Below are 22,716 nucleotides of genomic sequence, written 5' to 3'. Positions count from 1 at the left end.
AGGATTCCGATCCACGACCACCGTATTGTAGACGTGTGAACTACGACAGCACCCCCTCCCCAAGGGAGGTCAGAGTCTTCTCACTCGTCGCTGGCTAATCCCTCCTTCAGAGCGAGTGGATTCAAGACAGTAGTCTGGCAGTAATTAAGGTCTTCATCATGAAGTCGCATGGCTGTGAGAGCCTTATGAACCATTTTGTCGTCAAACAGCGATTCACGATGCCGATCAACCCAAGATACTGGTACATCCGAGTCTGATTTGAGCTGATCGAAAACCCGCTCACAAACCTCTCTGACCGATATCCAACAATTTTCTTCATTAACGGGCTCGATATCCGCCAACCGGCCGATTAGTTCCCCAAGCTGGTTCTGGAAGAGAGTATACCACAGTTTCTCTCTAGTCGCCTCCGGATTGGTCGTCGTGATGTTCGAATCGGGATACGTTGTCAGTTCTCGGCCCTGCGTCTCAAGTCGAGGTTTGTGAATCCGGATGCCTCCGAAGTCACTGATGAGCACTCCCATCGGCTCACCGTTCGAAAACACCAGATAGGTGTTCTGGAGATGGGCTTCGAGCGCGATGCCGTACTTAACGAGTAACCTGAGTGTTCCAGGAACAACCGTATCAACGTACGCCTCAAGGAATTGGAGTACAATTTCCTCGCGAGTAGCCGTCTCAGATCGACTCGCGAACGTGTCGATGACGCCAGACAGAATCGACTTGCGGCCACAGGGTGTGCAGGCGAGGAGGCTGGCTGCCGTCATCACGGTACTCTCTGGGCCGACTAACCTGTGTGACCGTGGGTGCTGCCTGGCTAAGGCCGAGAGGTTCCGTGCATCATCATACTTCTCCCCCTCCGAATGAGGGCCACCGGCGGGATGGTAACAGGCTCCAGCAAGTTCCTCGAGTACACCGAGGCGGGTAATCGACTCTGACGAGAACACGTCTCTGAGTAGACTCGTGATTGCCGGTCCGTTCGAGATTGCATGAGGTGAGAGTGTTCGGACAACGTTCGTTAACTGGACGCCAAGTGGTACTTTCAGGTGGGGCGGTGAGTCAATTGCCGTCTCACTGTCGTCCGGAACCAACGTTCGGACAGACAGCAACGGCGACGCAGTACGCTCGATGTCACGTACCGGGATTATTGTGTTATTGTGACGGGCTTCGTCATACCGAGAACTCAGTATGCGCTGATACTGCCAGGGATGGACTGGTAACACGGTATATTCCTTCATTAATTCGCCCGTGGGGATCTGCCGGTTGATGGCTGATCGAAGCTCCGGGTAAGAGTCCAAGAGGAGGTCAGTGAGTGATGAACCGTCGACGCTTGCTTCCAGAGTTTGTCCGGTCTGGATCGCGACGAAGCGGATACCGATAGATCCAGTAAGTTCCGGAGCGAATGACAGTCCAGCAGCCGGATCCATTCCTCGTCTGATTTTTGTGCCTGGGTGAAACGGGTGTCCGTCGGTGACCAGCCGGTCCATCGCAGTTGTCTGATCGGTTCCCTCGATATCGACTGTCATTGGTGTTGGCGGGTCAGCAACTGATTGCCATTGAACCTGTTTTGCAAGTCGTGCCATACCGAGGTTCGCCACACTTTCGTCGACTTCGCTCCGGAAACGACCGGCGTCGGCTGCAGACTGAAATATTTCCGCGTCTTCCAGGTGGTCAACGATGGTTACTGGCGTACATATGGAGGTCACATCGTCAACGTGGTGAATTGTTACCGGCATATCGAAGCGATACCGCTCAAAGGCTCGAACGGTGGCGATAGGCGCAACGATCACGACACCTGCCGCCGGGATCGGTACCACGAGGATCCTTTGATCGGGGTGTTCCGAAACGACCGTCGCAATGTCGAGCCCGTCCGGGAGGTCCGCATCGGCTATCGAGCTGGAACCATCTGTCTCAACTAAGCCCGGAGTTTCGACCCCTGGTGGACAGTCCCGTGCGAGTCCACCGACCAACCGGCAAAGAATCAACCGGCGAGCTAATGGGAGAACAGCCAAATAGGCATCTTCCGGTGGAGTGGCAAGGTCGTTGTTAGCTGCGTATATCCGTGCAGCGGGGAGTACGTCTCGCTCACAAGCGGTGAGGTCGTCGAATCCCAACTGATCGGGTCCAGCCCACGTCCCTACTGGTTCGTATCGTGTCATCGATGGGTCCTTATTAATTGAACTGGTGGAGAGGGTTTTCCAGCGTACCGTGATACTGTACCTTCGGCCGTGTACTGCTGTCTTCGTAGCCGTTGTCCAGCATGCGGTTGCGATTCAGACAGTAGTTGCGGAATCTAGGTCGATAGAGATCGAACAGTTCAAACCGATCTTCGTATTCTGGAAACCGGTCTTGGTACTTTTGGATGGCATGGTGAAACTGTTGCCAGAATCGTGATTCCGGATATCCATGATGGCGTGCCAGCAAATCCGACACAAATCGACCGACCCCATCAAACACTGTTCCGACGATCCGATGAGTCAGTAACACCGGGGGCTTCCTCTTGAGGATGTAATGTTTGAACTGATCTCCATCTTGGAACTTTTCTGGTAGCTTTTCAATCAGCTCGGGGAAATCTCTGTCGACGATTGCAACTTCATCGACGAAATCGGTGATCGAGATACGTTTCGGATCTCCCTGCTCATGGATAAGGCTCACGTTGGTACCATGAGGCATGAACACCAGACCATACTTGTAGAGATAGTGTAGAATTGGGAATAAGAATACCTCGAAAAACCTGTCAAGCCATGTGTCGATATCGAGACCTGCTCGCTCAGCGAGCTTGCTAACTACCGGAGTCCCATCGAAGTCTTCGTGGATCACCGCAGCGAGCAAGAGTGACGATTCGCTCTCCCTCACAGGCGCTATCGAACTCTCTCTCCAGATACAGGCCAGTAGTTCATGATACTGATAGGGTGCATCGTCGAGCTGTGAGTATTTCGGATGCTGGTAATTTACACTCGCGATCTCGCCCGGCAACACCAAGTCGAGCTCATCCCGTAAGTACGGATCATCGTCACGAATCGATTTGATGACCTCCGTGACATCTGGTGCAGCCTTGGCCTGTTCACCCAGGATGCCACGATAGACGTTGGTATTTCGAATCTTGAGGGGAAGTTTCACCTGATGTTTTGTCGGATCGGTCAGGTTCGTAAACGTCCGAATCGATTGCTGTGGGAGGTATTCATTGTGACCCTCGCCAAGCGGAATGAGTGCTCCAGAAGCAATCTCGCCGGCGAACAACTGTGCAATGCTGTCGTTCCACTGCCAATCGTGGACCGGCATCAAATGATAGTTGTCTGGATCGTATCCCTGTTCTGAGACAGTCGTCTTGAAGCGCTGATACTGCTCACCGAGCTCCGACGTAAGGAGGTCTTCTGCAGTCAGTCCAGCAATAGACTGGAAGGTTGCTCTGTCATTCCGTACAGCGAGCCATGATAGTGTTTGGTGCTGTTTTGATTCGGGGGCGTACGCGAGGTAGTCGTCGTATCCGAATCCCATCCGACCCTTATTATAGGTATACTTGGGGTGTCCCTCCATCTCACCATCGACTGCGGCAAACGGAAGGTCGAGAATCGAATCACTCTCTCGGTCGGCTTTCTGAGCACGGATATGAGTGTCTGCGACGAGTGTGTTGTAAAACTCATGGAGTAGATGACCAGTTGTCACCGAATTGATCCCAATAAGATGGCGTGAATCGAGGATGAACTGAAGTGGATCTGTCGCTTCTGTCCATTCCTCGTTGTCCTCGCATCTGTAAGTTGAGCCCATTCGAATTCGGTAACAACTAAATGGGCGTGGATTAGCGTCAAATCGATAGGCAACTCCATCGTCCACACCTACAATGTAGCGTCCCCAGCTATCGCTTGGTTCACTTTCTGTGGCTTTGACTGTCCCTATTTGTCTCGGTGTCAGAATCGATTCCCGGATGAACTCCCGGAGAACACGCCGTAGCATCTCGCTGTTGGCAGCTTTCCAATGGTCTCCCTGCATTACGTTCTGGAGTCGTTCATAATTTTCCATCGATCAGTCACCTCGGCAGTCACACGCTCTAGTCGCTCTATTGTGTATCTTCATTGCAACGTCCAATTTTTAGGCCGGCCTAAAGGCTCAAATAGCTATTGATATTATTCCTAAAGGATACTAGAATTTGTCGGAGTTTATTTTTGTTCATCCCCAAACCTCATCGTGGGTCAAATCACAACGCTTGGAGTCGCCGGATAGTAATTTATCTGAATTACGGGCCAGAGATGATCATCCCCGAGTTTTCAGAGGAAACCGATCTATCCCAGAACGGCAGTTACTGCCTCCCTGAACCGTGTGACGACCTCGTCAACTTCGTTGGAACTCACTGTCAATGGAGGGAGAAACCGTGCGACTGCAGAGTCACGACCGCCGGTTTCGATCACAAGGCGTCGTTCGAAACATTCCGATTTTACAGCGGCAGCGAGCTCACCGCTCGGCTCTGGGGGATAATTGCCGTCGCCATCGCTATCGCCATCGACGAATTCAACGCCAAGCATCAGTCCTTGACCGCGGACGTCACCGATACGCTCAAACTCGGATTCCAATGACCGGAGTCGCGTAAGAAATCGTTCGCCCATCTGCGCAGCGTGATCGTCAAGGTCATTTTCTAAGATCTCTCGAATTGTAGCCCGACCGGCAGCCATCGCGAGTTGGTTACCTCGGAATGTACCAGCATGGGCTCCTGGCTTCCATTCGTCCAAAGAGGCATCATAGATGACGACCGCCAGCGGTAGTCCACCTCCGATTCCCTTTGAACAGGTTACTACATCTGGAATAATGCCTGCATGTTCGAACGCCCACATTTCTCCCGTCCGTCCCATCCCACTCTGAATCTCGTCGACGATCAGGGGTACACCCTCCTGCCGGGTGAGTCGGCGTATGTCCCTAATCCACTCTTCTGGTGCAGGATTGACCCCGCCTTCTCCCTGGACAGGCTCGAAAATCATTCCCGCAGGACTTGTGATGCCACTCTTAGGGTCGGTCAATACCCGCTCAATGAACGCCGTCACTGGCTGGTGATTCTGCCCATCTAACCCGAAGGGGTGCCGGTACGGATCTGGAAATGGCAGGTGATGGGTTCCCGGCATCAGTCCTTGTACCGACTCTTTCGTCGCTGTATCTCCCATGAGGCTCAACGCACCGGTTGTCATCCCGTGATATCCACCTTGAAATCCGAGAACCGGCTTGTTTCCCGTCGCTGTTTTGACTATCTTGATTGCTGCTTCGACGGCGTCTGTTCCTGCGGGCGAGCAAAACTGTATCTTGGCCGACTCAGTGAACTCGTCTGGTAGACTTTCGAAGATCACATCAACAAATGCCTCTTTTTCGGGTGTTGTGATATCAAGCGTGTGGAGCGGACGATCCTCAGAGAGGAGCCTTTCAACCTCGCGTGTCACCTTTGGATGATTGTGGCCTAGTACGAGTGTGCCTGCACCGGCTAAACAGTCGAGGTACGTGTTCCCATCAACATCACGTAATTCGAGACCCTGTGCACGATCAACAGCAAAGGGTAGTGACCGGGGATATGTCCGCGCGCTAGATTCACGGGCTTGCTGGCTTGTCCGGAGCTCTTCGTTGGATTCGTCGTATCTCATTGTCTCCACCCCACTTGTCCTGTCCGTGCTGAAATTGTGGCTTTAAGCATACTCAATTTTAGGTCAGCCTAAAAAAATAAAAGTGTTGGGGTAGAACACACCTATCCGATATAAATTAGATAATGGATAGTTCAATAGATCGTCCGAAGACGATCACGATTCCAGGATCGCGCACTGTCGGTGAAGGCATCCCAGTGACTCCGCTTGACTTCCAAATACGTTTTGAGAAGCTCGTCGCCAAGCACATCCCGCATCGTCTCATTGGTAGCAAGGGCATCTAATGCAGCACCAAGTGTTTGAGGCAGGCGCTCAATTCCGCACTCAGCTCGTTTGGTCGGTGACAGTGTGGCTGGGTCAACAGTTACAGGTTCTGGTGGCTCTAGTTCACGCTGGATGCCGTCCGAACCGGCGGCTAACAGTCCGATTAAGGCTAAATACGGGTTTATAGTATTATCGGCTCCGCGGAATTCAATGCGAGTCGACTGCTCTTCTGTGCCAGCTTGGGTAGCTGGGATCCGAATTAGTGCTTCACGGTTACCTGTCCCCCAACACATAAACCCGGCAGCACCGTACTGGGGGCGTAATCGGGTGTAGGAGTTCGCAGTTGGGGCTGTGAGTGCCAGCAGTGCCGGCGCGTGAGTAAGAATCCCAGCAATGAAGTGTTCGCACAGTTCGCTCGGTTCTCCCCTCGCTGAGTCGTAGAACCGATTGACATCGTCCCAGAGCGATAAATGGATGTGACAGCCGTTCGTGGCGGTACCGAAAGGCCTCGGAAGAAAGGTGGCCCGAAGGTCGTCCGTCCGGGCGACGCTCTTGACGGTCTCCCGAAGTAGGATATGTTCGTCGGCCGCTCGTAAACCTGGCTGGTGTCCAGTCACGATCTCGTGTTTCCCGGCCGCATATTCCGGATAATATTTCTCAACTACCACACCTTGGTTTTCGAGCGCGGTTACGATCTGGTGTATCGTCTCGTGTGACTCTCGTGTGCTTTCGGTCAGATACGCGCCTTTCGTGTCCAGTGGCTGGGCCTCTCCGTCTGATCCTCCTGTGAACAAGTGAAACTCACTTTCGAAGGCTACGGCCGGTCGGTATTCCATTTCGTTGATGAACTTCCGTAGTGACGACCGTGGGTCGATAGGCCAGGAATTACCGGCCAAGGTTTCAATATCACAGAGCATACACCCGGTTTTCTCAGCGTATGGAAGCGACCGCATTGTCTCGGGATCTGGCTGAAGCTTAACCTCGCCAGCAGCACCGAGTCGCCCGTCCTTCTCGCGCCGTCCAAATGCATTGTAGCTCTGGATCAACTCAGAGATGGGTGTCCCGTTCTCAACGACTGTGTCGACTTTCTCTGCGTTGATCACATGCGTCCGAACGGCCCCACTCTGCGTAACAAAAACCAGACGGATCAAATCGAAGCTAGTATTGTTGGTACGCTCTGTATTTCTATTCGTCATATTTCACCAACACATATTTTAGGCAGGCCTAAAAACTTTCGGCCAAAGACGCTCCTGTCAGACGGAACCCCGCATGGATTCTGGTCTCAAATATCAGCTACTATGCTATCCAAAAGTATTTAGTTGTTTTAGGCTAGCCTAAAAATATGGAAACTAGCTTATGGTCTGGGCTGTCAACAGTGTGGATGAACCGACAGGAGAGAATATTCACCAAGCAACGGATTGACAGCAAGAGCAGATGAGTGGTGACGAGACATGGTCGGAAGGGATCGAAGCCTATCGAGACGAGTCAAGACGGCCCCTAGTTAGATTGTACGACCAGTATGGACGAGCAGAGTCTCGAATACTCGCGGTTGGTCTCATTGCAAGTATCCTTTCGTACGCTGCCGCACTCGTGACGCCCGTCGTACTCGGGACCACCATCGATGCGGTATTTACGGGGGAAAGTGAATACACTCTCCCACTGGTTCCGACAACATGGGTACCCCCGGAACCCGCTGGCCAATTCTGGATTTCGGTTAGTTTGGTGGGGATAGCGCTTGCGTTGACGACGGTCATGGCGTGGGTTCGTGGTGTTGCTATGAACCATTTCGCCCATAGTGTCATGCTGAAAATCCGTGTTGATGCCTACAAACACCTTCAGCAATTGGATATGTCTTTTTTCGATACTCAAGAGACGGGCGAGCTGATGTCCGTACTTAATAACGACACGACGAATCTCGAACGATTTCTCGACAACGCGATCCGAGAGAGTGTTAGAGTCGGTGTCACGGTCACAGGAATTACAGCCTTACTTCTCTACATGAACTGGCAACTCGCCTTCGTCACGCTCCTAATCGTACCTGTCCTTGTTGGGTTCACCTGGTGGTTTATGATTACTATCGAACCCCGGTATGCCAAGAAACGGTCAGCCGTAGGGAATCTCAACACACGTCTTGAAAACGCACTGACTGGGATCGGATTAGTCAAACGTGCCAGTGCAGAAGATTACGAGGGCGACCGTATTGACAATGTTGCGTCAGACCTGTTTGACGCGGAGATGGCGGCGATAAGACTGAGCGTATTATACCGACCTGGAATGGAGTTGCTTACGGGAGTCACCGTATTGGCGACATTCCTCATTGGCGGACTCTGGGTTTTCACCGGTCCTCCGCTGTTCCTTACCGGGACGTTGACTGTCGGTGAATTCGTCGTTTTCATCCTATTGACACAGCGGTTGGCACCACCACTGGCCCAACTGGCGAAGATCGTCGACTGGTACCAAAATGCGCGAGCTTCGGGGAAGCGCATTGTTGGGCTGTTAGATGCTCCCGTTCGGATCGAAGACGACCCGAACCCGTTGGAACTTTCCGATTATGAGGGTCACGTTGAGTACGACGATGTTATCTTCGCGTACGACGATGGAAATTGCGTCCTCAACGGGATCGATTTCTCCGTCAACGCAGGTGAAACCGTCGCTCTAGTTGGACCAACGGGATCCGGAAAGTCAACCGCTGCGAAACTTCTCCTCCGGCTATTCGATGCCTCAGACGGTGCGATCCGTATCGACGGACACGATGTGCGCAAACTATCGCTAGAGAGCCTCCGGAAGTCGGTTGGCTACGTCAGCCAAGATCCGGTAATGTTCGATGGAACGGTAGCCGAAAACATTCGGTACGGTCAATTCGATGCGTCTGATCAAGCGGTTCGAGAGGCGGCCCGCGTTGCAGAAGCTCATGGGTTTATCAAAGAGTTCCCTGACGGATACGACACTCAAGTCGGTGAACGCGGTGTGAAAATCTCCGGCGGACAGCGTCAACGAATTGCGCTCGCAAGGGTTGTACTCTGGGATCCAACGATCCTAGTACTTGACGAGGCGACTGCAAGTGTCGATACCAGAACCGAACTTGCGATACAGCGGTCGTTGGATCGGATCAATACCGAAAGGACAACATTCGTCATTGCTCATCGGCTTTCGACGGTCACAGACGCTGACTGTATTCTAGTCCTCAACGATGGCAAGATCGTCGAACGTGGGAAACACGATGATCTCATTGAGCAAGGTGGCCTCTATGCGAATCTCTGGTCTGTCCAGTCCGGTGACGATCAATCAGTTTCCGACGACGTACTCTACTGAACGACAACAACGGTCAGCCAGTGCCGCAGTCTCGGCCGGGGACCAACCGATGCTGCACATTGCAGTCACCGATGCGAGGGTGTGATGTGACGGTCCAAACTCCTCGTCTCCATTCAGCTTCGGTTCATCTAAAACTAATAAGAGCGATGGCCGCGATCAAAGATGTAGCTTATTGATCGCCATTAGCTTTCCACCACCAACTACGGCTAACAACTGGTCAATTGGGAACTACTGCTTGAATAGATCCTTTATTGCCTCACGGCTCCACAATACACGAAGCAAGAATTATTCGCTCCATATACGCTCGGAGACTAAACAGTATACAGATATCGGCATGATCTCGGCATTGAGGATATTTGGACTCGAACATGTCTGTTTGATTACGTACCACCGCTGGATCTCGGTCCCGACGTTCTGTAGTAACCGTTTGTAACATGTGCGCCACAGTGTCGATTGGTCGGGGACACTCTCAACCCCAACTCTTTGCAGAGTGCAGGATGCCTCTCGCGAGGCTTGATCAGCGCCGTCCTATGATCCAATCTGTGGAATCTTCCAAAATTCCAAATGACATCTGTACGCTTGTTATATCAAACATGATATGAAAGGCACAGTAATTTTAATAAATAATATTGCAATATGTTCTTAGGAGAGGTGGTGATCTCAACTATTCATATCTGACGCAATATATGGGAAAATAGAGTTAAAATATGGCCATATGATAACTAAAACCCGAATATAGCTATAGGTCTTGTAATTTAGGGAAGAAATATCCATATATTTTTGCCAACCCATTACTTAAGATTTCAAAACTCCTAAAACAGTCCTTATGGAGTATGGACATTTCTAATTAACCAATACTAGCGAGGGAATTCGGCCTATCAAAACTAAATATTTATATTTGATATAATCAACCGCAATTCCACTCTCTTTTTCTCTAAGACGGTCTCAATTTGTCTGGGGAGTTCGAAACTTAGCGGAATATTTGGAAAACGTATACAAGCGCACCATTATCGGTCACTCTCCGATAACAGCTATTTCGTACTCACTCGCCCGCACCCGGATCGGGAACCAGCCCTCTTCGTCGACACCAAGCAGTGCTTCGGAATAGCCATCATTCCCGTTTCCAGCCTTCGCCGAGCGAACCCAATCCACTTCCCGATCACTGAGGCCGAACCAGTCAGCTAACTGTTCAGCTGCCTCGTCGACGCGATGAATGACGGTCATCGAACAGAGGTTCGCAATCGTCCTGGCCTCGGGCGTCAGCGCGAACTCACCCCCGGTCTGGGTGATGAACTGCAGAGAGATGTCGTAGTGGCGACTGTGACGCACCGCTGTCTCGAGGAAGTCCAGCGACGTGGCGTCGTTCATCAGATAGTGTGCCTCGTCGATGGCGAATACCACTCGCTTGTCAGTCTGCTTGGCGCGTTCGTATACTGCGTTGAACAGCACCTGCATCATCAGACTGGTCTCTGACCGCCCGCGCGTTCCTTCCTCCTGGTGAAGGTTGAGATACACCACGTCGTTCGAGATATCGAACTCAGTCGGTTCGGCCAGGTTCGAGAGGTCGCCACCCTCACGGAAAGACGGCCTCAGGTCGATCAACAACGACTCCGCATCAGATCGGACGTTCTCTTGCTCGCCGTCAGTGACGTACCCGAACCTACCAGGTTCAGCCAGTAGTTGTTCGAGCACGTCTATCACGCCGCGAACGGTCGGCGACGGCTGGTCGTGTGTCGTCGGGTCTCGCGTGATGCCCTGCTGTTCGTACGCTTCCTGCACGCACCGCCGAAGCGTCTGTTTCCGATCACCCAGTGGATTCCCCGCCACGTGTTCGAAGAACGTCTCGAAGAACGTGAGCACCCACGCGACCTGCTCCGCCCAGGGATCCAGGTCCGGAACCGAATCGACCACCGAAGAAGGCGTTGGCTGGATCTCCAGCGGGTTGAATGCCCGTGACCCACCGACGGTCACACGCTCACCACCCAGCGCCTCGTTGAGCGTCGCGAACCCCTCGAGCGGATCCAGCATCACCAACACCGTGTCCTGGTCGTGCATCGCCCGGCGGAGGAGTTGCAGTTTCGTCGAGAACGACTTGCCCGCGCCGAGCTTCCCGATCACCATCATGCAGTAGCCCGTTTGCCTGGCAAACCGATCGAGCAACAGCGGACTCTCGTTGAGTGCGTACGTCCCGTACTCGATGCCGTGTTCGGCCAGCGCCCCCGCCACGAACGGAAACATCGCTCCCAGCGCACCGCCCAGCATCGGCGTCTGCGTCTCCTGTTCCAGATTCAGTTTGTCCACACCCGCTGGACTCGCCGAGATCAACGCGTCCAGTTGCGACCAGCGCGGTGTTACTGGGGTGAGGTTCGCCGGCGCTCGTCTGGCTGCGTTCGCCACTGCATCGCCCGTCACGTCCTTGCGCGTCTCACCCCGCTCGGTGAGATACATCGAGACGTCGAACGCTTCCATCGATGTGTTCCGCAGCACGTCGTACAGTTCCTGATAGTCCTGCAGGTCCTTGCTGACACCGCGGGCGCCGGCTCGGCGTTTCTCCGCGAGGTACTCCATCTCGGCCTCTAGGTCCTCGATCTGGTTCTCCAGAGAATCCAGCGTCGCCTCCGTGTCCCGGGGTGTGATGTGCAGCGAGATATCCGTCGTCCGTGTTTCGGCCGTCGAGTATAGATTCTCGAAGAGGCCATCTCGCGGTGCGTCTGGAAACTGCCCCACCCAGTGTGTTCGCGTCCACCGCTCACCAGTGCGGACCGTCGTCGGTGTTCGTTCGAGTTCCGACGGCGCGACGAGAGATTGATGAATCTCTGCGGGTGTATCTAGCTCCCGGTCACTCTTCCGTTCGATGACCTCGAACGATGGCTCCTCGTCCGGTAGTGTCTCGTCTTTCTCCTGCTCACCACCAAAAGGAAGCCAGTCCCAGGTCATCGACGCTCTCCCACGAGCGGGCGCGTCCGGAGCGTCTGCTCGAAGTCACCGTAGGCTAGCGTCTGGCCGGCCCAGAACTCGCTGATGACTTTCGCTCCCTCGCTCGCGTCCACGACCATCGCTTCACACCCTTCGAGGTCACGAAGCCCGGACTGCACACGAGAGAGGCGTTCGTCAAGCGTCTCGAACAGCGCCTGTCGCTGTGCTTCGGGTGGTGGGGCCGTCACTGCGCGGACGAACACGCCGAGTACGGGCACGTCTCCCAGCGCCGCCAGCACGCTCTCCTGTTCGAACTGGACCTCCTCCGGTGAGACGGTAACGACGACGTAGTGGTCACGGATCGTCATCTGGCGAGCAGCAAGGTCCCGCTCGTACCACTCGATATAGCGCTCGATCAGCGTCTGCAGCCGTTGGTTCGCCTTCACGTCGGAATCGTCCAGGCGGTCACGATAGTGATCGAGGTACCTCTCGACGGGGAAGGGCTGTGTCGTCGAGTAAATCTGTATCGGGAACGTCACCGACGTGTTCAGAAAGTCCTGAAAGCCATCCGCCGTCGATGCCCACTCGTCTGTCGTCGCCAGCGCCATCGACGGCGGCGACACCCGAACGAGTCCGATGACCGCGCCGTCACGGCGCTCGATCACGTCCTGCATCGGATACACACGCTCGAGTTGATGATGAGCTACCGTCTCCGCATGCGTTTCTTCGGTCGCAGTCGTGTGGAATCGAACCATCATCAGTAGCCAATCGAGACTCGACGTGTACGCTGGCGTCACGTACACGAACACCGCCCCCACACCCACCGCGACTGCGGCAATCGGAAGCAGTAGCGTCTGGATTGCGTAGCCGCCAACCCGCGTCGACGCCGGGACAAGTAACTGTCCGAGCAAGACGACGGCGACGGCCGGCAACAGCGCCACGCCAGCGTCACCGAGGGTATAGGAACCCAGCAGTTTCGTTTCCGTGCCGAGCGACTTCGGGATTCGTTTCGCAGGAGTTCTCTCAACCATTGTCAGTAGATGTACCGTGGTGGATCGTCGTCTGAGTCGGTCTCCGACTCATCTGTGTCAGTCGATTCAGACTCGGAACCACGCTCGTCCGACGGCTCCGAGTCGCCCTCGTCGTGATTCGCTGTCCTCTCGTCCTCACCTCGACTCGTGTCGTCGCTCGAGTTCTCAGAAGAACCCGGGCGATTCCGCTCGTTCGTTTGGGAGCTATCGGTTGCCGACCTCTCTCGTCTGGATCCAAGCCTTCGCTTCGCCTGCGATGCTTTCTGGCCGACAGCGTGGGCCCTGGAGGACCCAGAGCCAAGCACGCTCTGCCCACTCGCCTTGATTGCGGACTGGCCGGCGAGTCCACGACGGAGGTTCTTCACGCCAAGGACGCCCTGTTCGCCAGTGGTCTCGACCCGTTCTTTCCGGTCGCGGACGCGACGGCGTGAACTGTGCTGGGACGCCCGGTCGACCATGAAAAACAGCGCTCCGGCCTGCCAGAACAGCACGAACGGGACGATGATCGCGATCAGCGGCGTGACGATCGCCAGGAGCCACTGTCCGAATCCACCGATCGACAGCGTCACCGACTCACCCAGCAACTCACCCAGCCGGAACAGCACCGCGACCGGCACCGGCATGAACAGGAACGGGACGTAGAACCCCGCGAGTCGCGACATCAACCGTGCCACCGGGGCGAACGGCCCGACCCCCGGAACCCAGAAGACGAGCACCAGCGGCACCAACAGCACGTACAGGTACAGCACCATCTGGCGAACCAGATAGATGAGCGCGAGCACCAGGAAGACCGCCACGTCGAGTGACGCGGCGAGTGTCATCCCCGCAACGCCCATCGCACCGAACGACACCGTCTCGAACAGCCCGATACTATCCAGGTTCGGGACGAGAAACTCGACCAGGCCGTCGACGAACCGCAACGAAATCGCGGCCAGCCACCACCACGACAGGATGCCGAGCAGCCCCGCGAACGCCCGCTTTTTCAGCTTCGTTCGGTGGTAGCCGCTAAACAGATGACTCGTCGATTCCAGGAAGATGACCACGCCCAGCGACAGCGTCCACAGCAAGAGCGACAGCGGCACCATCGTCTCCCAGTGGTACGTATACAGCGACGGCCACCCACCGTTCGTCGGCGCACTGAATATCGCATCCGGGCGCGGCGTCGTTACGATGAGGTCCACCAGCGCTTCGACGTTGTCCCCGACGAACCCGAATACAGAGTCGGCCAACTTTTCGAGAAACCGCTCGAACGAGTCGACGAAGACGTCTCCCAGCGTCTGCATCAATATTTCTCCGGAATTGCGATGATCGCCGAACTCGTGTCGTCCAAGGCCCTGACTACTGGCTTTGACGACGCAACTCGCTCCATCACAGTCCCCTCCAGGGCGGCCAGAAGCCCCACCCGGTGATTCGGTCGATCAGAAAGCCAGCCACCAGGAGCGCGCCAATCTGGACCACGAGCGTGAACAACAGGTCGACGTACCGGAGAACGGTCCCCTCCACGTGGACGGTTGCCGAATCGCCCACGTAGCCGGGGACGGTCCGCCACCAGTCGTCGGGAGTGTACGTCGCGGTGATGGCGTCACCCTGTCGAGGGACCACCGCCTGGAGAGTCCCGTTTGCCGTCGTGTTGACCCGCTGGCCGTCTACGAGGATGTAGCCGCCTCGCGACGCCGTGTCGATTGGCGCACCCGTGTTTGCATCTGTGAGCGTCACCTCGACGGTCACGGTGTTCGGTGTCGTATTCTGTACGACGAGGTCGATCTCGCTCCGGTTCACCGAGAGATTCGTCGTCGAGTCTGGTGACAGCCGCGTCTCTGTCCCCCGAACGAGCCCCCTGGCTCGAACCGACTGGTTCCCATCTCCCGCTGGCGCTCGGGCAGCGACTCCGAAGCTTCCGACGTAGGTGCCACTCACTGCATCCAGTGCGACCGAGGAATCGAGGTCGGGTGCGGGGAGTATCCGCCCGTACGAATCCAGGACCGTGATGTCACGGTGGGCGTCCTGTGTCGTCCCAGTCCGAATGGGATAGGCGTACACCTGGACCGGATGCACTGGCGAGTGTCGCGCTGTCGTCGTCTCTCCGTCTGTCTCGACCAGTCTGTCCCACTGCTGGTCGCGCGCGACGTAGAACCGCCAGATCCCTCGAATCTCTCCGGCTGGTAGTTGGAGTCCATACCAGGGCTGACTTCGGAACACCACGACGCCCATGTCGCCGTTGGGATACGTCGTCCGGTAGCCCGACAGTGCTGGCTCGTAGACGCTCACCTCCCGCGTCTGTTCGACGGTGACTGTCTCATTGTGGGTCTCTATCTGTCGCGTCCAGTAGTCCCGACAGGATCTGTTCTCACCGACCGGAGCACAGACCGTTTTCTCCCTGTGGATCGTCTTTGTCACCTCGACGGTCGCCGTTGCTCGAAGCGTCAGCGGCTGGCTCCCCGTGACATTTTTCGACTGATCCCGATAGTCGAGACGGACGACGGTATCTGTCGTGGTGTTCGCGACTGGCTCGCCGTCCATCAGGAGCGTCACGGATTCAATGTCGTGTGAAGTGACGTTCCATTCTGTTCGACGGGTCGGCGAGTCCGTTTCGTTCGGGACAGCCACTCGATAGTCGACCGTTCCGAGAACTGTTCCGTTCGGGGCGACGTACAGTGGCTGGCGTCGGTCCGACAGCAGCACTCTCGTCGACGGTGTGACACCGGCGATTGTGACGCTCACGTCTTTGAGATACGTGCCGTCGGTACGCGCTGCACCAGTTGGATAGACCGCCGTCGAACGATTCGTCGTCGGTATCTCGGCAATATCGCGTCGATTCCACGTCTCGGCCGCTTTCGGTGGCGCGTCGAGTGGGACGTCACTCGTGATCCTGAGTGCCTCCTGGGCCGATACGGTGTCGCTGGCCGCTATCTGTCGCTCGTCGTCGCCGCTCCAGAGGTCCCAGAACGACGACTCGTTCACGCCGTGGTCGGGTTCCTTCGGTGGATGACCCGCAACTGGAAGGGCTGTGCCGAAGACGGCACAGAGGCAGACGAGTCCGAGCAGGAGCGTGCGAGCCATCTGCTCAGAAGTTACAGCTCGTCCCACCCGAGACGACCGACGTCAGCAGGAACTGGATGATCGTCGTCGCTAGCGGCGCAACGATGACCCCCCATACCAGTCCCTGTGTTCGGATCTGCTTGAGCTCCAGTTTCGTGTCGGACTGTCGGACCATCGGTGTCGCGACCGCTGCACCGAGTGCAAGCGTGCCGCCGACCAGTGGCCCACCGAACTGGATCAGCGTGAAGATGTTCTTGATCGTTATCGCCATCTCCGTCTGGCAAAATTCGTCGCCGATATCCTGTGCAGCGGCCGGCTCGACACACAGCAGTGCCAGTGCCACCACCCCAACGGATGCCTGTAGGCTGTACTGTTTCAGCAGTGCGATGCGACTCTGTGTTGTCGCCGAATTCTCGGCGTTCGATGTGACCCCCGTCATTCTTCCATAGTCGTCACTAAGTCGGTGAGTTTCCCCCCGGAAACCCCATTTCCTCAGTGAGAAATCTGTAGAAAATTGTGTTTCAGATATAAATTTAACTATCTAAGTTTAGTGTGAAAAGTATATTTTACTGATCGACAGGACCTCGTCGCTCCTGTCGATAGCACTCCCAGCAGGGAAGAGCTGGCAGACAGTCCTCACAATCGTCGGGAGCAGATTCCTCCGCAGAGTGTCGCTCGTCTGATGGAGTTACGTCAGCAGTGTTGGGATTGACCGAAGGGCCGCCATCGCCACGAATGCGAGTCGTCTCTCTGGAGGGGGCCTGTTCGGGGCTCCAACTCGGACGGCGGATCGCAATCGCGACCCGGTGTTTGCACGCACCGTCGAATCGCTCGTCGGCCGGACAGCTACACGCTATCGGGACGACTCCGTCCATTTGAACCAGATACTCGTGTTCTTCGGGGTTGGCGTGGCTCTCGTTGCGAACCCGAAAGCCCGACTTGATGGGCTCGATTACGAACCGTTCGTACTGTGCGCGCTTTGCGACTCGGGTCGAAAACGTCAGTGCTTCGAGTGGGTGCATGATCGATTCTGGGCCACACGTCAGTGCGCCCGCACCCCGAAGGGCGCACAAAAACTCTGCAGAACACTCGAACTGCAAAGGTACCCTCGTGTGTTCTATCCGATTGCTCTACACTGACGATAGAAGAGCCCCGATCGCTCAGGGAAGTTTGTAGACGGCAATCCCAGTGTGCCCACACTGCGGACAGGCGTCAGTCTCGGCCTCTTTCGCGATTGTCGTGCCGCAACTGCGACACTCCCGGTACACACTCTCCTCACGCTCGAACAGCAGACGAAGCCAGTCGCTGATCATTCGTCCGCCGCCAGGAATGCCGTGAGTCGATCGCGGTGGTTGCGAATCGTCGCCGTCGATACGTCTGCCGCATCAGCCAACGCCAGTTGCGACGGTGGGTCCGCCATCGACGAGGCGGCAACCGCGAGACAGGCAGCTGCGAAGCCTGCGGGATGGGTCCCACTGCTCAGGCCTTCGTCGTGGGCGCGAACAGCGAACTCGCGGGCTCGCTGTTCCACTCGGGCGGGTAGCTCGAACTCGGCCGCAAGCGATGGCAGGAATGCGACAGGAGACTGCGGAGGCACGGGGAGTTCGAGTTCGGCGTTGAGCGTTCGGTACCCGTTCTCCACGCGGTCCACGTTGACCGATGCGACGGCTGCAACCTCCGCCAGCGTTCGCGTCGTCCCGTTCAGCCGGCAGGTCGCGTACACGCTCGCCGCCGCGATTGACTCGATCGATCGACCCACGAGCAGGTCATTGTCCTGTGCAGTTCGGAAGAGCGAACTCGCCTGCTCGCGCAGTGACTGTGCCAGCTCCAGGTCGCCGCTGAGCCGTCCGATCTCGACCAGTCCGGTCGCGAGGTTCCGTTCGGCTTTCGACCGCCAGCGCGCCCGTCCATGTTCCCGACGGAGGCGACCGAGTTGTCGCTGTTTCTTCGATGAGAGCGTGTTACCGTTTGCATCCCGCTTGTAGCCGATCTCGGTCGAGAGGCCTCTGTCGTGTCTCGCTTCCGTCAGCGGCGCTCCGGTTCGTGCTTTTGACGTTTCGTCATCTGCGAACAGCCGAGGCCTACGCCGGTCGAGTCGGCAACTCTCGACGACGACGCCGCAGTCTTGACAGGCGATTTCACCGCACTCCGTTTCGAGGCGACCACTGCACTCTGGGCAGGTGTCCGCCGCAATCGTTCGACCGCTCGATTCGTCGAATCCCGTATCGTAGATCTCTCTGGAAGCCATCTGTCTGTACGAGGCCGAATCTGCCTGGCCCCGCACCCCTCAGGGGGCGACAAAACCCGCTGCGGTGAGAACAACTAGCTATCTTGATGTGGCCCGTATTCTGGAACTATTCTATCTCTTCACAGTTCGTTCTGCGAGCGGCTGTTTCACTGTGTGCTATGTCTGGGAATAGAAATTTCAACAAATCTGGTCATCTAATCAATCCAAATATTGTCATAATAGTTCCTATTGCCACAATCGGCCAAACTATGAATAACTGGATATGTGCTGGAAATGGAAGTCCCAATAGAATCATTCCTGCAACAAGAGTGATTTGTATCCCCACTAATTGGATCTGAATATCGTTTCGAAGTTTGTCTACGGACATACTATCATTTGAATTACTTAACTCATGAAACTATTGATACCAAAGTGAAAGAGTGAAGTACGGTATGGGGTTACAGCTTATTCCACCGTACTGGGGAGTGAAGCGTATCATCCCCTTCTGCCTCTGGATTATCCTTTTTAAATCTACCTTCAAATTTCGTATCCAAGATCATATCGTACTCTCGGTGAGATGAATCAAGCCAAGACTCTCCTAAGCAATAGAGTTGGATATGGTCGTGCCTAGCATCAGAACCTGCTCTCCAAGGATAAGTGAACTCCCAGCCGACTGTCTCATCCGGTTGTGAAGTTTCGGAGCGGGAAATATAAGGAGTTTGCCAGTCTATAGTAAGCCCTGCACTTTTGCTAGTTGTGATAGATAATGTCATATCAATAGACTCGCTCTCGTCATTATCTGGATCTGATTCCGTTATTGTCGGACTTCCCATCATCGTGGCATCCCAATCCTGAATAAGATGAGAGTAATCATTTCTGTAATACGGTTCTCCGATATGGTCAATTGTTTTCGATGGCCACATTTCGCCGCGAAGTGCACAGGCATATTTATCCTCTGAGTCGCGGTTTTCATCCATTGATTTCCAAACTTCCGAGTCAAGATCAATACGACCTATTTGCCGACTACTACCATCATAATAAGTCCTATGTACTGCTGTTGCTACGTTTAATTCTCCCTGCTTGTCCCAACCCGGTTCTGGATTTCCGACTTGGTTCGTTGAAACTTGATCGTCATTTATAATTGAATTCCGGCTACCCTGTTCAAATTGGTCGATCTCAGAGTGGAAATTTTCGATTGTTTCATCAACTTGATCGTTTTCTGGAGGACTCTTTTGCGTTTCTAATCGGCTTTGAGTCCTATTTGCACCGGTCGAGCTGTTACCCTCAATATTTGGAATTTTATACACAGTCTCGACAGGGACTCCATTATCAATTGAGAACCCATATCCTACAACTATTTTTGTGGAGTCGTTTTCAAACGAGTAAAGTGGGAAATTGGTTCCATCATCTAGGTTGTACTGTTGAACAAGCCGGCGCCTTTCTTCCTTGACGTGTTTCGGTTGAACTGGCTCCTCTATATCTCCTTTCAGTGTCACTGGGTTGATTTCTGTTCTTTTACTCGCAGATGCAGTTCCACTTATTAGGAATGTAGCACCAACAGTGGTGAGGAAGCTTCGGCGGGGAAATTTCAGGGACATTGCGATAGGATTTCCGGAGAGAGATTACTTGACACATTGGTTACCGGTAGCCACCCAAAGGTAACAGTAGTTTTATGTGTTTGAATATTTATTTTTCCCTGATTATATTATATTTTATAATATGGATGTAGCATTATCGGAGCAAGGCAATGTGCACACTGTACCTCTATTAAGTTCGTGATAAAACATCATCGGGAACTCAAGTGATGAACTTAGAGTGATATCATGTCAGAATGGACTTCATTCCGGTTCGTTGAATTAGTCGTACATTGACTCTGTTGAAATCCTATTGTATTCGAGATATTTACTCCGCTTCACACTCTTCTATCGCGTCGATCACCTCGGTCGTCGTCCGACTGATCCGGCCCAGTCGCTCGAGAATCGTCTCCGGTTCCTCGGACTGCCAGGCCGCGAGATACAGCGCCGACCCACTCATATCCAGCCCGAAGTGCCGACCGACGACGTAGGCGACCGACTCGGCCTCTACTTCGCGCTTCTCGCGTTCGGGCTTGTCGGAGACGCCGCTGTGAAGCAACGCGTGAGCGTACTCGTGGATGAGGACTGCAGCCGTCGCTGCAGGACTCCCACCGGCTTTGATCGCGACGGTAGCGTCGTACTCATCCGCGTCGTCCGTCGGTTGGCAGATGCCGTTTGCTCTCCCGTGCTCCCACTCTCCCGAGTCGACGAAAGTCACACGCACCCCCAGTGTGTCCGCAGCTTCGCTGACTGCTGGCAACAGGTCAGCGGCGTCCCCGTGTGCTTCCGTCTGTAGTTCTGGGAGTGGTTCGCCCTCCGTCTGGGAGATATCGAACACAGGTACTGGCCGGAACGAGACTGCTCCCTTCGCCCACTCCTCAGGTGGCGTCTCGTCGTATTCGCAATCGGTGTTCTCGTGGTAGTTCGGCGAGTTTCCACAGTCGGGACACTGTCTGGCGATGATCGGAGCCCAGATCCAGATCGCCTGCTCGCCTTCGTCGACCTGCCTGTCGAACTCCTCTTGCCACGTCCGATAGCCCGCGACCCTCGTCGCATCGGGACACTGCCGCGCAATCAGGAGCGTGTTCTGATGCGAATAGTCGTGAAATCGGCTCTGGACGTCCAGCCATTGCTGGAACTGATCGCTGGCTTTCGCCGCTTCGACGTTCTCCACCAGCTCCTCGGCCCACTGTTCGATCGTACTGTGCATCTCATCGTTGCGAGTGTCCGTCGTCTCGAAGGTCACTCGCGAGTTCGTGTCAGAAGCCATCTCGAATCGCGCGAGGCCGACGTGGCCCCGCACCCCTCTGGGGCAAACAAAACACGAACGCAGTAGGGGAACCGTACTGTTTTAGTACAGTTGCTGCTCGCGCTCTTCGCGTTGCTTCTCGGCCTTTTCGGCACGTTTGCCACGCCGATACTGAATGATCCCGGGGATGATCTTGTTCTTCAGGTCCAGGACGAACGAGCCGATCCCGTACGCCCAGAAGAAAAACAGCACGAGCATCCCGCTCCAGTACAGCGTCGCCAGGTGGCTACTCATCGTCAGTCGTCGGTCTCCACTTCGCCGCCGGACGTTGCACTGTCCGTCTCCACCGGGCGCAGATCGTGGGCGATGGCCTCGCCGCTCGCCGAGTCGAACAGGTGGACGTTCCGTCGGTCGATGACGACCCCGACCTCGTCTTCCTCCTCGATGTCGGAGTCCGGGTCGATACTCATGAGCAGCTGGTCGTTGGTGGCCATCTCCTGTGACATCGACGTCTCGCCGTCGCCGAGCAGCAGGTACGCGAATATCTCGTCGCCCATCGGTTCCAAGATGTCCGTCCGCGCTCGGATAATCCCCGACGGGTCCGCGACCTCGTCGCGGAGGTCGGCGGGATAGATGTCCTCGGGTCGGATCCCGAGCGTGACGTCGTCGCCGACGCTCACGCCCTCGATCGACGACGGGTCGAACGTCAACGAGAAGTTCGGCGTCTCCAGGGTGTCCTCGGTGACCGACCCTTCGATAAAGTTCATCGACGGCGACCCGATGAAGCCGGCCACGAAGAGGTTGTCCGGCTCGTTGTAGCACGTCAGCGGTGGGTCGATCTGTTGGAGTGCCCCGCTGTCGAGGACGGCGATGCGGTCCGAGAGCGTCATCGCCTCCTCCTGGTCGTGCGTGACGTAGATGATCGTCGTGTCCAGTTCCTTGTGGAGACGCTGAAGTTCGGTCCGCATGTGGACCTTGAGCTTGGCGTCCAAGTTCGCCAGCGGCTCGTCCATCAGGAACACGTCCGGCTCGCGCACGATGGCGCGGGCGATGGCGACGCGCTGGCGCTGGCCGCCGGACATCTCCTCGGGCATCCGTTCGAGCATCCCCTCTAACTGGACGATGTCCGCGGCCCGCTCGACCCGGCGGTCGATCTCGTCCTGGGGGTAGTCCCGCAGACGCAGCCCGAAACTGATGTTGTCGTAGACGTCCATGTGCGGGAACAGCGCGATGTTCTGGAACACCATCGCGATGCCCCGATCTTTCGGCGGGAGGTTCGTCACCTCGCGGTCGCCGATGTAGATCTCGCCCTCCGTCGGAATCGTCAGCCCCGCGATGGTCTCCATCGTCGTCGACTTCCCACAGCCCGACGGCCCGACGAAGCAGATGAACTCCCCGTGGGCGATGTCCAGGTTCATGTCGTCGACCGCGGTGACCACGTCACCCTGGTCGTCGTAGCGTTTCGTCACGTGTTCGAGTCGTACTCGTGCCATTG

General features: G+C 55.6%; 17 protein-coding genes. 1 reads left to right on the top strand and 16 read right to left on the bottom strand.

Going from position 1 to position 22,716, the window contains the following annotated elements:
* Window positions 1–80: 80 nt before the first annotated feature.
* The 4 genes from ACOZ4I_RS08695 to glnA2 all read right to left on the bottom strand — a co-directional run bounded on the left by ACOZ4I_RS08695 (window position 81) and on the right by glnA2 (window position 7,069).
* A complete protein-coding gene (locus ACOZ4I_RS08695; protein WP_423998579.1) occupies window positions 81–2,108 on the bottom strand; it encodes an IucA/IucC family protein in 2,028 nt (675 codons plus the stop codon).
* A 58-nt stretch (window positions 2,109–2,166) separates the two neighbouring features.
* The gene (locus ACOZ4I_RS08690; protein ID WP_423998577.1) at window positions 2,167–4,014 is read right to left on the bottom strand and encodes an IucA/IucC family protein; all 1,848 of its coding nucleotides are present in this window, start codon (window positions 4,012–4,014) and stop codon (window positions 2,167–2,169) included.
* Window positions 4,015–4,274: 260 nt separating this feature from the next.
* Window positions 4,275–5,612 carry a diaminobutyrate--2-oxoglutarate transaminase family protein gene (locus ACOZ4I_RS08685; protein ID WP_423998575.1) on the bottom strand — a complete coding sequence of 446 codons (1,338 nt, stop codon included), beginning with the start codon at window positions 5,610–5,612 and terminating at the stop codon, window positions 4,275–4,277.
* 131 nt (window positions 5,613–5,743) lie between these two features.
* Entirely contained in the window at window positions 5,744–7,069 is a 1,326-nt protein-coding gene (gene glnA2 / locus ACOZ4I_RS08680) for a gamma-glutamylputrescine synthetase (protein ID WP_423998573.1), read from the bottom strand.
* 238 nt (window positions 7,070–7,307) lie between these two features.
* Here glnA2 and ACOZ4I_RS08675 point away from each other — a divergent pair, with 238 nt between their 5' ends.
* Complete coding sequence (locus tag ACOZ4I_RS08675) at window positions 7,308–9,185, top strand: ABC transporter ATP-binding protein (RefSeq protein WP_424004768.1); 1,878 nt, start codon at window positions 7,308–7,310, stop codon at window positions 9,183–9,185.
* 1,014 nt (window positions 9,186–10,199) lie between these two features.
* On the opposite strand, the gene ACOZ4I_RS08670 is transcribed toward ACOZ4I_RS08675, so the two are convergent.
* The 12 genes from ACOZ4I_RS08670 to ACOZ4I_RS08615 form a co-directional block, all read right to left on the bottom strand.
* Window positions 10,200–12,122 (bottom strand): VirB4 family type IV secretion system protein, encoded by a 1,923-nt coding sequence (locus ACOZ4I_RS08670; protein ID WP_424004767.1) that lies wholly within the window; start codon window positions 12,120–12,122, stop codon window positions 10,200–10,202.
* Window positions 12,119–13,132: a hypothetical protein gene (locus ACOZ4I_RS08665; RefSeq protein WP_424004766.1), complete on the bottom strand. Its 1,014-nt coding sequence runs from the start codon at window positions 13,130–13,132 to the stop codon at window positions 12,119–12,121. Before ACOZ4I_RS08665 ends, ACOZ4I_RS08670 begins: the two co-directional genes overlap by 4 nt.
* Before the next feature lie 2 nt (window positions 13,133–13,134).
* Window positions 13,135–14,415 carry a hypothetical protein gene (locus ACOZ4I_RS08660; RefSeq protein WP_424004765.1) on the bottom strand — a complete coding sequence of 427 codons (1,281 nt, stop codon included), beginning with the start codon at window positions 14,413–14,415 and terminating at the stop codon, window positions 13,135–13,137.
* Window positions 14,416–14,500: 85 nt separating this feature from the next.
* The gene (locus tag ACOZ4I_RS08655) at window positions 14,501–16,192 is read right to left on the bottom strand and encodes a hypothetical protein (protein WP_424004764.1); all 1,692 of its coding nucleotides are present in this window, start codon (window positions 16,190–16,192) and stop codon (window positions 14,501–14,503) included.
* Between the two features lie 4 nt (window positions 16,193–16,196).
* A complete protein-coding gene (locus ACOZ4I_RS08650; RefSeq protein ID WP_424004763.1) occupies window positions 16,197–16,514 on the bottom strand; it encodes a hypothetical protein in 318 nt (105 codons plus the stop codon).
* Window positions 16,515–16,737: 223 nt separating this feature from the next.
* On the bottom strand, window positions 16,738–17,046 hold the full coding sequence (locus tag ACOZ4I_RS08645) for an SWIM zinc finger family protein (RefSeq protein ID WP_424004762.1): 309 nt from the start codon (window positions 17,044–17,046) through the stop codon (window positions 16,738–16,740).
* 434 nt (window positions 17,047–17,480) lie between these two features.
* Window positions 17,481–18,419, bottom strand: a complete 939-nt coding sequence (locus ACOZ4I_RS08640) for a transcription initiation factor IIB (RefSeq protein WP_424004761.1) — start codon at window positions 18,417–18,419, stop codon at window positions 17,481–17,483.
* A gap of 190 nt (window positions 18,420–18,609) precedes the next feature.
* Entirely contained in the window at window positions 18,610–18,786 is a 177-nt protein-coding gene (locus tag ACOZ4I_RS08635; RefSeq protein WP_424004760.1) for a hypothetical protein, read from the bottom strand.
* A 70-nt stretch (window positions 18,787–18,856) separates the two neighbouring features.
* A complete protein-coding gene (locus ACOZ4I_RS08630; protein WP_424004759.1) occupies window positions 18,857–19,996 on the bottom strand; it encodes a hypothetical protein in 1,140 nt (379 codons plus the stop codon).
* Between the two features lie 304 nt (window positions 19,997–20,300).
* On the bottom strand, window positions 20,301–21,242 hold the full coding sequence (locus ACOZ4I_RS08625) for an ArdC-like ssDNA-binding domain-containing protein (protein WP_424004758.1): 942 nt from the start codon (window positions 21,240–21,242) through the stop codon (window positions 20,301–20,303).
* Window positions 21,243–21,323: 81 nt separating this feature from the next.
* The gene (locus ACOZ4I_RS08620) at window positions 21,324–21,515 is read right to left on the bottom strand and encodes a hypothetical protein (RefSeq protein WP_424004757.1); all 192 of its coding nucleotides are present in this window, start codon (window positions 21,513–21,515) and stop codon (window positions 21,324–21,326) included.
* A 2-nt stretch (window positions 21,516–21,517) separates the two neighbouring features.
* A complete protein-coding gene (locus ACOZ4I_RS08615) occupies window positions 21,518–22,714 on the bottom strand; it encodes an ABC transporter ATP-binding protein (RefSeq protein ID WP_424004756.1) in 1,197 nt (398 codons plus the stop codon).
* Between the last annotated feature and the right edge of the window lie 2 nt (window positions 22,715–22,716).

The organism is Haloarcula salina, assembly GCF_049603855.1.
Classification (GTDB): domain Archaea; phylum Halobacteriota; class Halobacteria; order Halobacteriales; family Haloarculaceae; genus Haloarcula; species Haloarcula salina_A.
The sequence above is the reverse complement of the archived record's forward strand: the minus strand, read 5'-3'. Positions and strand labels throughout refer to the sequence as shown.